The organism is Streptomyces sp. NPDC006314, assembly GCF_040613075.1.
Taxonomy (GTDB): Bacteria; Actinomycetota; Actinomycetes; order Streptomycetales; family Streptomycetaceae; genus Streptomyces.
Map to the genome: position 1 here is coordinate 143,497 of NZ_JBEXRL010000002.1, position 15,061 is coordinate 158,557.

The 15,061-nt window shown below is 72.4% G+C and carries 11 protein-coding genes and 1 pseudogene; 6 read left to right on the top strand and 6 right to left on the bottom strand.

What is annotated here, in order from left to right:
• Positions 1-200: 200 nt before the first annotated feature.
• Positions 201-1,850 (bottom strand): M4 family metallopeptidase, encoded by a 1,650-nt coding sequence (locus ABZ079_RS03755; protein WP_356937767.1) that lies wholly within the window; start codon positions 1,848-1,850, stop codon positions 201-203.
• A gap of 139 nt (positions 1,851-1,989) precedes the next feature.
• On the opposite strand from ABZ079_RS03755, the gene ABZ079_RS03760 reads away from it, so the two are divergent.
• Entirely contained in the window at positions 1,990-2,415 is a 426-nt protein-coding gene (locus ABZ079_RS03760) for a gamma-glutamylcyclotransferase family protein (protein ID WP_356937768.1), read from the top strand.
• A 1-nt stretch (position 2,416) separates the two neighbouring features.
• Here ABZ079_RS03760 and ABZ079_RS03765 read toward each other — a convergent pair whose 3' ends face one another.
• The 3 genes from ABZ079_RS03765 to ABZ079_RS03775 form a co-directional block, all read right to left on the bottom strand.
• Positions 2,417-3,247, bottom strand: coding sequence for an arylamine N-acetyltransferase (locus ABZ079_RS03765; RefSeq protein ID WP_356937769.1), 831 nt, complete (start codon positions 3,245-3,247; stop codon positions 2,417-2,419).
• Positions 3,248-3,304: 57 nt separating this feature from the next.
• The gene (locus tag ABZ079_RS03770; protein WP_356937770.1) at positions 3,305-5,407 is read right to left on the bottom strand and encodes a molybdopterin oxidoreductase family protein; all 2,103 of its coding nucleotides are present in this window, start codon (positions 5,405-5,407) and stop codon (positions 3,305-3,307) included.
• 195 nt (positions 5,408-5,602) lie between these two features.
• Positions 5,603-6,280, bottom strand: coding sequence for an ElyC/SanA/YdcF family protein (locus ABZ079_RS03775; protein ID WP_356937771.1), 678 nt, complete (start codon positions 6,278-6,280; stop codon positions 5,603-5,605).
• A 158-nt stretch (positions 6,281-6,438) separates the two neighbouring features.
• Here ABZ079_RS03775 and ABZ079_RS03780 point away from each other — a divergent pair, with 158 nt between their 5' ends.
• From ABZ079_RS03780 to dnaG, 4 genes are all read left to right on the top strand, one after another.
• Positions 6,439-7,299 (top strand): sirohydrochlorin chelatase, encoded by an 861-nt coding sequence (locus ABZ079_RS03780; RefSeq protein WP_356937772.1) that lies wholly within the window; start codon positions 6,439-6,441, stop codon positions 7,297-7,299.
• A gap of 91 nt (positions 7,300-7,390) precedes the next feature.
• Positions 7,391-8,680 (top strand): deoxyguanosinetriphosphate triphosphohydrolase, encoded by a 1,290-nt coding sequence (locus ABZ079_RS03785; protein WP_356937773.1) that lies wholly within the window; start codon positions 7,391-7,393, stop codon positions 8,678-8,680.
• Positions 8,681-8,815: 135 nt separating this feature from the next.
• Positions 8,816-10,081, top strand: a complete 1,266-nt coding sequence (locus ABZ079_RS03790; protein WP_356937774.1) for an FAD-dependent oxidoreductase — start codon at positions 8,816-8,818, stop codon at positions 10,079-10,081.
• 47 nt (positions 10,082-10,128) lie between these two features.
• Positions 10,129-12,042, top strand: a complete 1,914-nt coding sequence (gene dnaG, locus ABZ079_RS03795) for a DNA primase (protein ID WP_356937775.1) — start codon at positions 10,129-10,131, stop codon at positions 12,040-12,042.
• Here dnaG and ABZ079_RS03800 read toward each other — a convergent pair.
• Entirely contained in the window at positions 12,039-13,025 is a 987-nt protein-coding gene (locus ABZ079_RS03800; protein ID WP_356937776.1) for a nucleotidyl transferase AbiEii/AbiGii toxin family protein, read from the bottom strand. The two genes, dnaG and ABZ079_RS03800, sit on opposite strands and share 4 nt — an antisense overlap.
• Positions 13,022-13,639 (bottom strand): hypothetical protein, encoded by a 618-nt coding sequence (locus ABZ079_RS03805; protein ID WP_356937777.1) that lies wholly within the window; start codon positions 13,637-13,639, stop codon positions 13,022-13,024. The genes ABZ079_RS03800 and ABZ079_RS03805 overlap by 4 nt, the downstream gene beginning before the upstream one ends.
• Positions 13,640-13,750: 111 nt before the next feature.
• Here ABZ079_RS03805 and ABZ079_RS03810 point away from each other — a divergent pair.
• A pseudogene (locus tag ABZ079_RS03810) lies at positions 13,751-15,041 on the top strand (sigma-70 family RNA polymerase sigma factor).
• Positions 15,042-15,061 lie beyond the last annotated feature (20 nt).

Below are 15,061 nucleotides of genomic sequence, written 5' to 3' on the forward strand. Positions count from 1 at the left end.
TGTCCGGGGGTGGGGGAGACAGCGGTACGAAGAGAACACGAATGGAGCGGCGGGTGCGGGTGAACGGGTGATGACGTGTCAGTGCACCCGCGCCGGCCGCGTCAGTGCTCCGGAGGAGGCGGGCCGGACTGACGGGGCCGCGTCGCAGCGGAGGCCGGTGCCCGCCCAGGGGCACCGGCCTTGCCGCCGTCGCCGCCGGGTCAGTTCACGTTGACCGCGCTCCAGGCGGCGGCCACCGCGTTGTACTCGGTGCTCCCCGCGCCGTAGAGGTCCTTCGCGGCGTTCAGGGTGGCCGTGCGGGCGCCCTTGTAGTTCGTGGAGGACGTCATGTAGACCGTCAGCGCCCGGTACCAGATCTTGCCGACCTTCTCCCGGCCGATGCCGGTGACCGTCGAGCCGTTGTACGTCGGCGAGTCGTAGCTGACCCCGTTGATGCTCTTCGCGCCGCTGCCCTCCGCGAGGAGGTACGCGAAGTGGTTGGCGACGCCCGAGGAGTAGTGGACGTCGAGGTTCCCGACCGACGAACTCCAGTAGTCCGCGGAGCTGCCGTCCTTGGACGGCTTGTCCATGAAGCGCAGGGCCGCCTTGCCGAAGCCGGAGCGGACGATCTTCTCGCCGATGAGGTAGTCACCGGTGTCGGAGGGGTTGTTGGCGTACCACTCGACCATCGTGCCGAGGATGTCGGAGGTCGCCTCGTTCAGCCCGCCGGACTCGCCCGAGTAGGTCAGCGCGGCCGTCTTGGACGTCACGCCGTGCGACATCTCGTGCCCGGCGACGTCGAGGGCGACCAGCGGTCCGAAGGTGGTCCCGTCACCGTCGCCGTACGTCATGCAGAAGCAACTGTCGTCCCAGAAGGCGTTGTTGTATTTGCTGCCGTAGTGGACGCGGTTGTACGAGCCCTTCCCGTCGTTCGCGATGCCGTTGCGGCCGTGGACGTTCTTGTAGTAGTCCCAGGTCTCGTTGGTGCCGTACTGGGCGTCGACGGCGGCCGAGGAGCGGTCGGCGGTGCCGCCCGTGCCCCAGTGGTTGTCGGCGTCCGCGAACAGGGTCGCGGGGGCCCGGCTGAAGCAGATGCCGAAGAAGCACAGATCGGTCTTGTTCTCGGCGTCACCGGTGTAGGTGTTGCCGCGCGTCGGGTCCTTCAGCTGGTACGACGATCCCGACTGGGTGGTCTCCAGCGGCACCGTCCCGCTGTACAGCGCCTTGCCGTCGCCGGTGGCCGTCTCGATGCTGTCCCAGGCGTCGATCTGGGTCCCGGTGCGGGCGTCGGTCAGTACGGTCCGGGCGACCGGGTTGCCGAGCGAGTCGAGACCGGCGGCGATGGTGCGCCAGGCCAGCTTCGGGGAGCCGTGCAGGGCGTCGACGACCAGCTCCGGCTTGGCCTTGACCCGCTTGAGCTTCGTGCCGAGGTGGGCGGCGCGCAGCGCGTTCACCGCCAGGTCGGCGGCCTTCGGGCCGGACACCTTGGGAGCGACGGAGGACAGGGATATCCGGCTGCGCGTCGCCCGGTCGGCACCGCGGAAGGCACCGTCGGATGTCAGGTGGACGACGAAGTCGCCGCCGAGGACCGGAAGTTGCTGGTAGGTGCGGTCATAGCGGACGTGCTGGGTGCCGTCCTTGTCCACGATCACGTCCCGGACGCTGGTGTCCTGGGTGGAGGTGAGTCCCAGGCCGGCGGCATGGGCGGCGAGTGCCGACGCCGCGTTCTCGACCGCGGTGGCCCGGGTCGGTCTGCCGTCGGCGTGGGCGGCGGGGGAGAGAGCGGCGGCCAGCAGGGTCGCGGTGGTGGCGGCGACACCGGCGGTGGCGAGACGACGGGTTCCTCGGACGTGCTGCCGTATCCGGCTCATCTGTCTCCTCGGGGAGGCGCCAACGAAGGCGTGGGGGTGGCGCTGATGACGAGAGAGATTTAAAAGGCCATGACATGTCATGTCCATAGCGCGTTCATGGAGATGTGTGAGGAGCCGGAGAGGGTACAGAATCGGTTCCGTGATCGCTGAGGACTCCCGGCTGCCGTTCTTCGTCTACGGCACCCTGCGCCCCGGCGAGGTGAACCACGACCTGTTCCTGCGGGGCCGGACCGCCGCGGAGGAACCGGGACGCCTCACGGACGCCGTGCTGTACGACGGCCCCGGCTACCCCTACGCCACCGAAGGGCCCGGGGGAGAGGTGCGCGGGGAGCTGGTGACCGCCCGGCCGGAGGCATACGAGGACCTGCTCACGGCCCTGGACCGGCTGGAGGAGTACGTGCCCGGCGACCCCCGCAATCTGTACGTGCGCGTCGCCCGGGACGTCGTACGCGCCGACGGCAGCGCCGTGCGGGCCTGGGTGTACCTGGCCGCCCCCCGCGTCGCCGCCCGGCTGCGTACCGCCGGCACCCGCATCGAGAACGGCGACTGGCTCGCCCGCCGCTGAGTCAGCCCAGCAGCCTCAGCCCCTCGGGCACCTCGATCCCGAACCCCTCCTCCACCACGCGACGCGCCTCCGCCTCGTCCGCCAACTCGCGTTCGGTCACCGTGCCGTCGGCGCGGGTCTCGGTCAGCCGGCTCCCGTCCAGGACGAGATGACGCTCGGCGGTGGTCCGCTGCAGATAGGCGCGGCGGGTGAACGGCGAACGCGGGTTGGTGCCGACATGCCAGTTGAACACCTCGAAGTCCGTGACGGCGAACGGCTCCAGCGTGAACGCGTACTGACTCACCCAGTCCCGCGCCACCCGGTCGTACGCCTGCAACGCCCACAGCTCCAGCGGCCCGTCGTGCGGCAGGACCGCGAACCGGTGCCGCCGCCCCTCGCCCTCGGACTCCTGGCCGAGGGCCAGCGGCACCGGCACCAGCAGCGAGCCGACCGCCCCGAAGCCGACATCCGCCAGATACGGCTGGGGGTCGCCCGGCACCTCGACCCGCAGCATCGCGTGCGTCCGCGGCCGGCTCTCCGGCGTCGCGGCTCCCAGCACCACCCGCGCCGCCAGCGCGGTCACGCGGAAGCCGAGCGCTTCCAGCGCCAGCCACAGGAGGATGTTGTGCTCGTAGCAGTAGCCGCCGCGCCGGCCGTGGACCATCTTGGCCATCAGGTCGGCGGGGTCGAGCGACGGGGCCCTGCCGGACAGGGCGTCCAGGTTCTCGAAGGGCAGGGCCAGGGCGTGGGCCAGATGCACCCCCCGCAGAGTCGCCGGATCGGCCCGCCTTGCCGCGTGCCATCCGATACGTCCCAGATAGGCGTCGAGGTCGAACCTCTCGAAGTCGGACATGCCACGAATCTACGCGAGCCCCACCCGCCCCAGCCGCGTCCCAGGGACCGAACCGCCCTACTCCTCTGGTCCCAGGACCTCCACCCGTACCGCGCACGACTTGAACTCCGGCATGCGGGACGTCGGATCGAGGGCCGGGTTGGTGAGGGTGTTGGCGCGGCCCTCGCCCGGCCAGTGGAAGGGCATGAAGACGGTGTCCGGGCGGATGGTGCCGGTGATCCGCGCGGGCGCCACGGCCCGGCCCCGCCGGGAGACCACCGCCAGCCGGTCGCCGTCGGCCGCGCCCAGACGGGCCGCGAGGCGCGGGTGCAGCTCCACGAACGGGCCGGGGGCCGCCGTGTTCAGTTCCGCCACGCGCCGGGTCTGCGCCCCCGACTGGTACTGCGACACCACGCGGCCGGTGGTCAGCAGCAGGGGGTAGTCGGCATCCGGCTCCTCCGCCGTCGCCCGGTGGGTCACGGCGACGAACCGGGCCCGGCCGTCGGCGGTCGCGAAACGGTCCAGGAAGAGGCGCGGGGTGCCGGGGTGCACGGCGGTCCCGGCCGGTCGTCGCGGGTCCTCCGGGCACGGCCAGAACACGCCGTCCTCCTCCACCAGGCGCCGATAGGTGATGCCCGAGTAGTCGGCGGGGCCGCCCGCGCTCGCCCGGCGCAGTTCGCCGAAGACCTCCTCCGGATCGGTGGGGAAGCCCTTCTCCACCCCGAGGCGGGCGGCGAGTTCGTGCAGGACGTACAGGTCGCTGCGGACGCCGGGCGGGGGAGTGACCGCCTGGCGGCGCAGCAGGACCCTGCCCTCCAGGCTGGTCGTCGTGCCCGTCTCCTCCGCCCACTGCGTCACCGGCAGCACGACGTCCGCCAGCTCCGCCGTCTCCGACAGGACGACGTCCGCCACCGCGAGGAAGTCCAGCGAGCGCAGCCGTTCCTCGATGTGGGCCGCGCGCGGAGCCGACACCACCGGGTTGGAGCCCATCAGCAGCAGCGCCCGGATGTCCGAACCGAGGGCGTCCAGGAGTTCGTACGCGCTGCGTCCGGGCCCCGGCAGGCTGTCCGGGTCCACGCCCCACACCCCGGCCACGTGCCGCCGCGCCGCAGGGTCGTCCAGCTTGCGGTAACCGGGCAACTGGTCGGCCTTCTGACCGTGCTCCCGCCCGCCCTGCCCGTTGCCCTGCCCGGTCAGGCAGCCGTACCCGGACAGCGGACGGCCCGCACGGCCGGTCGCCAGGCACAAATTGATCCACGCGCCCACCGTGTCCGTGCCCTTGGACTGCTGCTCGGGCCCGCGCGCGGTGAGCACCATCGCCGACTCGGGTTCGCAGAACAGGCGTACCGTCTCGCGGAGTTGCGGCACGGGGACGCCGGTTATCCGCTCGACGTACTCCGGCCAGTGCGCCATCGCCGCCGCGCGGGCCTCCTCCCAGCCGGTGGTCCGCTCCTGGATGTACGCCTCGTCCGTCCGCCCCTCGGCGATCACCAGGTGCAGCAGGCCGAGGGCCAGGGCGAGATCGGTGCCGGGGCGGGGCGCCAGATGCAGGTCGGCCTGCTCGGCGGTCCGCGTCCGCCGCGGGTCCACGACGATCAACGTGCCGCCGTTCTCGCGCAGTTCGGAGAAGAAGCGCAGAGACGGCGGCATGGTCTCGGCCAGGTTCGACCCGACGAGGATCACGCACCCGGTCCGCGGGATGTCCTCCAGCGGGAACGGCAGCCCCCGGTCGAGCCCGAACGCCTTCATGCCGGCCGCCGCGGCCGAGGACATGCAGAAGCGGCCGTTGTAGTCGATCTGCGAGGTGCCGAGCGCCACCCGCGCGAACTTGCCGAGCGCGTACGCCTTCTCGTTGGTCAGCCCGCCCCCGCCGAACACCCCGAGCGCGTCGGCACCGTACTCCTCCCGTGTGCTGCCGAGCCGCTCGGCGATCCGGTCCAGCGCCTCCGCCCAGCTCGCCTCGACCAGCCGGCCACCGGACCGCACCAGCGGCGCGGTCAGCCGCACCGCCGGCGACAGCACCTGGGCCGCCGTACGCCCCTTGCCGCACAGCGCGCCCCGGTTCACCGGGAAGTCGGCGCGCTCGGACACCTCGACACCCCCCTGCGGCAGGGGCGTGACGGTCATCCCGCATTGCAGGGCGCAGTACGGGCAGTGGGTGGGCGTCGAGGTGCTCTCCATGCCGCCCAGCGTGCTGCGGGCGTGTTACACCCCGTGCGGTGTCCTGTTACGGCGGTGTGGTGCTGACCTCCCCGGGGACCGCACCCCGGCGTGAGGCAGGGGTGACCCTCCCTCCGGCCGTCGCCGGGCCACACCGGGGACCCCGTGGTGTGGCGGGCCACCAGGAGGGATCCGGGTGCGTGGTCCGAACCGGAGTCACCCGTCCGCCGCCAGCGCCCGCGCCACCCCCGGCTCCTTCGGCCCCAGGAACCGCGGGTCCGGCCGGAACACCGCGTCCAGCGCCGCCTTGCCGGCCGCGAAGACCTCCCTGGTGCCCCCGTAGTACCAGGTCACGTCGTGCTGGGCAGCCACCCCGACCCCGTACGAGTCGATCCCCGCCGCCTCGCACAGCGCCACCGCCCGCCGGATGTGGAAGTCCTGGCTGATCAGCACCGCCCGGTCGACCCCGAAGATCTTCCTGGCCCGCACACAGGAGTCCCAGGTGTCGAACCCGGCGTAGTCGCTGACGATCCGCGCGTCCGGCACGCCGTGCTTCGCCAGATAGGCGCGCATGGCGTCGGGCTCGTCGTAGTCCTCGCGGCTGTTGTCCCCCGTGACGAGGACCACCTCGATCCGCCCCTCCCGGTACAGCGTGGCCGCCGCGTCCAGCCGGTGCGCGAGGTAAGGCGACGGCTCCCCCTCCCACAGGCCGGCCCCGAAGACGACGGCGACCTCGGTGTGCGGCACGTCCGCCGTCGTACGGAGCCGGTCCGCCGTCGACACGTACAGCCAGGTCGCCGGCAGCAGCGCCAGCACGCACCCGGCCATCACGGCCTGCACCAGCCGCCGCTGCCCGGCACGGGTACGCGGCAGCCGCGGTCGACGGATCTTCATACGGCCCCCCGAAAGAAGTGGTCGCTCACGACCAAGGAGACGCGGGCGACCCGGATCCGGTTCGCCTCACGGCGCGCGCCCGCCCGCCGTGAAGCCGTGGAAAACACCCGTGACGGCCCGGCAACGGCGGCGCAACCTCGACCCGCCAGGATCGTTCCATGACGGCGTCGCATCTTCCCCGCTCCGAGTCCCGAGTCCACCTCGACAGCTCGGCGCACCTCATGGAGAGCATCGGCAGCGAGCTCGCCGGCCGGCTCCGCCTCGTCTCGCCGACAGGGCACCGCCGCCCGGTCCCGCCGGCCCTCGTCCTGGTCGCCCACGGCAGCCGGGACCCGCGCGCGCTCGGCACCGCACGGGCCCTGATGGCACGGGTACGCGAGCTGCGCCCCGCCCTCGCCGTCCACCTGGGCCACATCGAGCTGAACGAACCCCTGCTCCCGGACACGCTCGCCGCCCTCGGCGACACCCCCGCCGTTCTCGTCCCGTTGCTCCTCGGCCGTGGGTACCACGTCAAACAGGACATCCCCGAGATGGCGGCCGCCGCACCGGCACGCGCACGCGTGGCCGCCCCGCTCGGCCCGCACCCGCTCCTCGTGGACACCCTGTACGACCGACTGGCCGAGGCCGGCTGGCCCACGGTCATGGACCCCGGCACCCGCCGCACGAGCGCGGTCGTCCTGGCCGCGGCCGGCTCCCGCGACCCCGACTCGGCGACCGACACCCGCCGCACCGCCCGCCTCCTCGCCGACCGCCTGGGCGTCCCGGTCATCCCCGCCTACGCCTCGGCGGCGACCCCGGCACTCCCGACGGCACTGCGTGCGCTGGCGGCCCGCGGCCGGCACCGGGTGGCGGTGGCGTCGTACTTCACGGCCCCGGGCCGCTTCGCGACCCAGTGTGCGCAGGCAGCACCATGGATCGCCTCCGCTCCCCTGGGTGCCCATCCCGCGATGGCCCACCTGGTCCTCCACCGCTACGACCAGGCACGGGCGACGGCGGGGGCGGAACTCGCTTCGGCGTGAAGCGCGCGGCGGGCCCAGTGACAGAACCCGGGCCGGATGCCCAGGCGGCCGGCACCCCCCGAATGTCACTGCCGACGCTTACTGTCGAATCATGGAAGGCACCGCAGGTACCGGCATCGCACCCCCCGTCAGCTACGACCCGTCCGGTCTGGAGCGCTGGGCCCCCGAGCCGGACAAACGCCCGGGCCGCACCGCCTTCCAGCGCGACCGCGCCCGCATCCTCCACTCAGCGGCCCTACGACGCCTCGCGGGCAAGACCCAGGTGGTGACACCAGGAGCCCTCACCCCCCTCTGGGACGCGAGCCCAAGGACCCGGCTCACCCACTCCCTGGAGTGCGCCCAGGTCGGCCGCGAGCTGGGCGCGGCCCTCGGCTGCGACCCCGACCTGGTCGAGGCGGCCTGCCTCTCCCACGACCTCGGCCACCCCCCGTTCGGCCACAACGGCGAACAGGCCCTGAACGAGTTCGCCGACGACTGCGGCGGTTTCGAGGGCAACGCCCAGTCCCTGAGGCTCCTCACCCGCATCGAGCCCAAGCGCTTCACCCCGCAGGGCTCCGTCGGTCTCAACCTCACCCGCGCCACGCTCGACGCCGCCACCAAGTACCCCTGGCCGCGCGGCGCCCACCCCAAGGACCCGGCGTCGAGGAAGTTCGGGGTGTACGAGGACGACCGCCCGGTGTTCGACTGGGTCCGGGCCCACGCCCCCGGCACCCGGACCTGCTTTGAGGCGCAGGTCATGGACTGGTCGGACGACGTGGCCTACTCGGTCCACGACGTCGAGGACGGCCTGCACGCCGGCCACCTCGACCCCGACTGCCTGCACGCCGAACCCGAACGGCAGGCGGTGTTCGAGGTCGCCATCGGCCGCTACGTCCCAGCGGACACCGACCCGGCCGAACTCGCCGCGGCCCTCGACCGCCTCCAGGACCAGGAGTGGTGGCCGCACGGCTACGACGGCACGGCGGTCGCCCAGGCCCGCCTCAAGGACGCCACCAGCCAGCTCATCGGCCGGTTCTGCCTGGCCGCCGAGGGCGCCACCCGCGCCGCGTACGGCAGCGGCCGGCTCACCCGCTACGGCGCCGAACTCGTCGTACCCCGCGAGACCCGCATGGAGTGCGCGGTGCTCAAGGCGGTCGCCGACCGGTACGTGATGCAGCGCGCCGAGCAGGAGCGGCTGCGCGCCGACCAGCGGGTGATCGTCGCGGAGCTGGCCGAGGCGCTCACCGCCCGCGCGCCGGACGGCCTGGACCCACAGTTCCGGACCCTGTTCGACAGAGCGCCCGACGACCACGCGCGCAAGCGGGTGATCGTCGACCAGATCGCCTCCCTCACCGACGCCTCCGCGCGCTCGCTGCACGCGAGACTGACGGGCCGCGTGTGACCGCTCCCTCTCGGACATCGGTGCCGCGTGTGAGGAATATGCCCGGGACTGGCCTGAACGGGGCACTCCCTCTTCCCGCAGCCCGCCCCGTGCGGGACGCTCGCATGTGGCGGCACCCTTACGAGGAGGCATCAAGTGGTCGACGCGGATCAGACATTCGTCATCGTCGGAGGCGGTCTCGCCGGTGCGAAGGCGGCCGAGACGCTCCGGACGGAGGGCTTCAGCGGCCGCGTGATACTGATCTGCGACGAACGTGACCATCCCTACGAGCGCCCGCCGCTGTCCAAGGGCTATTTGCTCGGCAAGGAGGAACGCGACAGCGTCTTCGTGCACGAGCCCGCCTGGTACGCGCAGAACGACATCGAGCTGCACCTCGGCCAGACCGTCGACCGCATCGACCGTACGCTGAAGACGGTCCGGTTCGGCGACGACGGCACCCTCGTCCGCTACGACAAGCTGCTCCTGGTCACCGGCGCCGAACCGCGCCGCCTCGACATCCCGGGCACCGGCCTGGCGGGCGTCCACCACCTGCGCCGGCTCGCCCACGCCGAGCGGCTCAAGGGCGTGCTGGCATCCCTCGGCCGGGACAACGGGCACATCGTGATCGCCGGCGCCGGCTGGATCGGCCTGGAGGTCGCGGCGGCGGCCCGTGAGTACGGCGCGGAGGTTACGGTGATCGAACCGGCGCCGACCCCGCTGCACGGCGTCCTCGGCCCCGAGCTGGGCAACGTCTTCGCCGAGCTGCACCGCGGGCACGGCGTCCGGTTCCGCTTCGGCGTCCAGCTCACCGAGATCGTCGGCCAGGACGGCATGGTCCTCGCGGCCCGCACGGACGACGGCGAGGAGCATCCGGCGCACGACGTGCTCGCGGCGATCGGCGCGGCCCCCCGGACCGGTCTCGCCGAGGCGGCGGGCCTGGAGATCGCCGACCGGGCGCACGGCGGCGGCATCGTCGTCGATGAGCGGCTGCGCACCTCCGACCCCGACATCTACGCCGCCGGCGACGTGGCGTCCTTCCCGCACGCCCTCCTGGGCACCCGGCTCCGCGTGGAGCACTGGGCCAACGCGCTGAACGGCGGCCCGGCCGCGGCCCGCTCGATGCTCGGCAAGGAGCTGACCTACGACCGGGTCCCCTACTTCTTCACCGACCAGTACGACCTGGGCATGGAGTACAGCGGGTGGGCGCCGCCGGGGTCGTACGACGAGGTGGTGATCCGCGGCGACGCCGGGAAGCGGGAGTTCATCGCGTTCTGGATGAAGGAGGGGAGGGTGCTGGCCGGGATGAACGTGAACGTGTGGGATGTCACAGAACAGATCCAGCAGCTCATCCGTTCCCAGGCCCAGGTGAACACCGAAGCGCTCTCGGACCCGCACGTACCGCTCGACGGCCTCACCTCCTGACCTCTCCGAGCCCGAGGACTGTCACCCCGTCCCCGTAGAATTCACGCGTGGCAGGACGGATCAACGACGAGGACGTGAAGGCGGTACGGGACGCGGTCCCGATCGACGCCGTGGTCTCCGAGTACCTCCAGCTGCGCAACGCGGGCGGCGGCAACCTCAAGGGGCTGTGCCCGTTCCACGACGAGAAGTCGCCGTCCTTCCAGGTCAGCCCCAGCAAGGGACTCTTCCACTGCTTCGGCTGCCAGGAGGGCGGGGACACCATCACCTTCGTGATGAAGGTGGACCACCTCTCCTTCTCGGAGGCGGTCGAGCGCCTCGCCGCCCAGGCCGGCATCACGCTGCGGTACGAGGAGGGCGGGTACAACCCGGCTCACCAGCGCGGCGAGCGCATCCGCCTGGTCGAGGCGCACAAGATCGCCGCCCAGTGGTACGCCGAGCAGCTCGCCACCGGCCCCGAGGCCGAGGCCGGCCGGATCTTCCTCGCCGAGCGCGGCTTCGACCAGGCCGCCGCCGTCCACTTCGGCGTCGGCTACAGCCCCCAGGGCTGGGACCACCTCACCCGCTACCTGCGCGGCAAGGGCTTCACCGACAAGGAACTGATCCTCTCCGGACTCTCCCAGGAAGGCCGCCGCGGCCCGATCGACCGCTTCCGGGGCCGGCTGATGTGGCCCATCCGGGACATCGGCGGCGAGGTCGTCGGCTTCGGCGCCCGCAAGCTGTACGAGGCGGACAACGGCCCGAAGTACCTGAACACGCCGGACACCGCGATCTACCGGAAGAGCCAGGTGCTCTACGGCATCGACCTGGCGAAGAAGGAGATCGCCAAGTCCAGCAGGGCCGTCGTCGTCGAGGGTTACACCGACGTCATGGCCTGCCATCTGGCCGGGGTGACGACGGCCATCGCGACCTGCGGCACGGCCTTCGGCGGCGAGCACATCAAGATCCTGCGCCGGCTGCTGATGGACAACGGCTCGGCCCGCGTGATCTTCACCTTCGACGGTGACGCGGCCGGGCAGAAGGCCGCCCTGCGAGCCTTCGAGGACGACCAGAAGTTCGCCGCCGAGACGTACATCGCGGTCGCGCCCGACGGCATGGACCCATGCGAGCTGCGCCTGGCCAAGGGCGACGAGGCGGTCGCCGACCTGGTGGAACCCCGCACGCCGCTCTTCGAGTTCGCGCTCCGCCAGATCCTCGGCCGCTACGACCTCGACACCCCGGCGGGCCGCGCCGCCGCCCTGGACGAGGCCGCCCCGATCGTCGCCCGCATCAAGAACAGCGGCGCCCAGCACGAGGTCGCCGTCGAACTCGCCGGCATGCTCGGCATCCTCGACACCCAGTTCGTGGTCCGGCGTGTGGCCCAGCTGGCCCGCTGGGCCCGCGACCGCGGCGGCCAGGGCGGCGGCCCGCAGCAGGGCCGGCCCCGCACCGCCGACCAGCAGTGGACCGACACCCCGCGTCCCACGAACTCCGGCCCGGCGCTGACCCTGCGCAATCCCGTCTACGCCGCCGAACGCGAACTGCTCAAACTCGCCCTCCAGCGCCCCGAACTGGTCTCCCCGGCCTTCGACGCCTACGGCCTGGACGAGTTCACCGCCCCGCCGTACGCCGCCGTACGCCAGGCCGTCGCGGAAGCGGGCGGCGCCGAGTACGGCGTCTCCGACCCGCAGGAGTACCTGGTCCGCGTCCGCGAGGCCGCGCCCGACGACACCGTCCGCGCGATGGTCACCGAGCTGGCCGTCGAACCGATCCTGCGCCGCACGGTCGACGAGACGTACGCCGGCACGGTCCTGGTGCAGATCCGCCGCCGGGCCGTCGAGCGCCGCATCCGGGACATCCAGTCCCAGATGACCCGCCTGTCCACCGGCGGCGACCCCGTCCAGCTGGCCGCCGTGCAGAACGAGATGTGGGTGCTCCAGCAGTACGACCAGGCACTGCGCGAGCGGGGCGCGGAAGCGCTCTAGCCGGAGTCGGGCGGGAAGGCCGGTGCCACCGCCCGCACCAGCCGGTCCGCGAACTCCCGCTTCCGCCCGGCGAACCGGGGGTACTCGGTGGCGAAGTGCCGCCACTCGACGCACACGCTCGCCTCCTCGACGTCCCGCAGCGGGATCGGCCGCTCCGGGAAGGAGTTCGGCCACTCGCCCGACGCCCGGACCACCTCCTGCAGCAGCTCATGAGAGAGCGGATGGCCCTCGGCGAGGAGGACGGCGTCGTACAGGTCCTTGCCCTGCGGATGCAGGTCCGTGAGCAGCCACATGAGCTTCCAGGCGAGCGACAGCGCGGGCGTCGCCGCGAGCAGGACCGGGCCGCCCGGCAGCGTCACGGGCTCCGGTGCCTCGGGCAGCGGCTCGTTGAAGACGAAGTCGAGCTGGACATGCCCGCCGGGCAGTCCCGGCGCCGACCAGGGCAGGACCATACGGCGGCCGGGCACCCGATCGTAGGTCCAGATGTCCTCGACGACCGCGTCCCGCGCCGAGAAGCGGACGGCGCCGTCCCGGGCCTCGGCAGCCTCCGCGATCCCGCGGATCATCCGGTCCGTCCGCTCCTCGTCGATCCGCCAGGCGGCCGGTACGACGACGAAGTCCAGGTCACCGGGTTCGCGGGCGGCCTCCCCGAACCACACTGACAGCAGCATGCTGCCGCGCAGCACCAGCGCGTCCACCCACGCGGAGTCCGCGATGGCCGCCAGGACGAGGTGCAGCGCCTGCCGCCGGGCCGTATGCCATGCCTCGCCGAGTACCGGGTCGGCGAAGACCGGATCGCCGGCCCGGTAGGCGTTCTGATACTGCTTCAGCGCCGGCTCGAAGACTGGCCGCTGCCGCACACCGTCGCCGGGCACCCAGGTCAGCGTCCTCGGCAGTCCCTTCGCCCGGCGGGTCGCCTCGTCCAGCGGCTCCTGCGGGACCTGCTCGCTCCGCCACCCGAACTCCTGCCACGTCCCGCTCATCCGCGCACCTCCTGCTCCTCGATCCATCCGTCGTCCACCGACTCGTCGCTGTCATGGAGGACGAACTCCCGCTCCACGGAGAGCAGGTGGAATCCGTCCAGCTCCGCGAGCAGCCGCTCCAGTGCCCGCCCGGCCTCCGCGCCGGAAACGCCCCGGCAGCGCTGCGTCACGAACCGCTCGTGCCGCCCGCTCCCGTGCACCCGCCGCGCGTTCCACGACAGATGCGCTCCGTGCGGCGCGACCCGTGCGGCCAGCGCGTCGAGACCGGTGCCGGCGTCCAGCAGCAGCTTCACGTGGTGCTCGAAGTACTGCCCGCCACCGCACCGCCCGTCCGGCACTTCCGGCGCCCACGGGGCCGACTCGGTCTTCACCCGCACCGGCAGGAAGCCGTCCGCCCGCAGGACGGCCACGGTCCGGGCCGCCCGCGCCGAGTCCTCGGCGTACGACGCCGAACCGGCGAGGGTGAGCATCGGCTGCTGCCGCATCCGGCCGCGGGCCAGCACGATGTGCGTGAGCTTGAGCCCGGCCAGGTCCGCCCAGCCACGCAGCCGTTCCGTCTCGGCGGGGTCGGCGCAGTGGACGGTCACATGGGTTTCGTACACAAGTCCGGACACCCGGGGATCCTCCCAGATCAGGTTCGGACGAGGCGCCCGGTTTTCCGGGCCAGATCACCAGCCCGTCACGGACCGGACGCAAAAAGTCACCGCACGCCCCTCGTGGCGGGGATGTGTCGTACTCCACACTGGGGTCGGTGCCCGAGTCCTCGGAGCGCAGGCCGTCGACTCTCCGCTCCCGAAGTACCGCTGCCGCACACCTTCAGCAGCGATCATCCTGGAGGTCGCCCCCGTGCAGACCCAGACCCTCACCCAGACCGACAGCAGCACCGGCACCCCCGCGGAGGAGCCGGACGCGGAGCCGGACGTCCTCATGGCCGTGCCCCCGCAGGGCCGTGCCGCCCTGCACCCGGAAGCGATGCCCGGCGAGCCGGGGGAACCGCCCGCCGAGGCGCTCGCGGAGGACCCCCAGGAGCCCGACGGGTCCGGGGGGATCGAGGAGGCCGCCGAGCCCGCCGGGGCGCCGGCCGCCGCCCGCGCCGAGTCCGGCGGCCCTTCGGCCGATCTGTTCCGCCAGTACCTGCGCGAGATCGGCCGCATCCCGCTGCTCACCGCCGCCGAGGAGGTCGAACTCGCCCGCCGGGTCGAGGCCGGCCTGTTCGCCGAGGAGAAGCTGAGCAACACCCCGGATCTGGACAGCCGGTTGGCGAGCGAGCTGGACCGGCTCGTGGTCATGGGCCGGATGGCCAAGCGCCGGCTCATCGAGGCCAACCTGCGGCTCGTGGTCTCCGTCGCCAAGCGGTACGTCGGCCGCGGCCTGACCATGCTCGACCTCGTCCAGGAGGGCAACCTCGGCCTGATCCGCGCGGTGGAGAAGTTCGACTACGCGCGCGGCTACAAGTTCTCCACCTACGCCACCTGGTGGATCCGCCAGGCCATGTCACGGGCCCTGGCCGACCAGGCCCGCACCATCCGCGTCCCGGTCCACGTCGTGGAACTGATCAACCGGGTCGTCCGCGTCCAGCGCCGCATGCTGCAGGAGCGGGGCCACGAGCCGACTCCCGAAGAGGTCGCCGCCCATCTGGACCTGCCGCCGGAGCGGATCGGCGAGGTCCTGCGCCTCGCCCAGGAGCCGGTCTCGCTCCACGCTCCGGTCGGCGAGGAGGACGACGTGGCCCTCGGCGACCTCATCGAGGACGGCGACGCGGCGAGCCCCGTCGAGTCCGCCGCGTTCCTCCTGCTCAAGGAACACCTGGAAGCGGTCCTGTCCACGCTGGGCGAGCGCGAGCGCAAGGTCGTCCAGCTCCGCTACGGCCTCATCGACGGCCGCCCCCGCACCCTGGAGGACATAGGCCGCCTGTTCGGCGTCACTCGGGAGCGGATACGCCAGATCGAGTCGAAGACCCTGAACAAACTCAGGGACCACGCTTTCGCGGACCAGCTGAGGGGTTACCTGGACTGAGAGGGGGCCGCCGGCCGGCG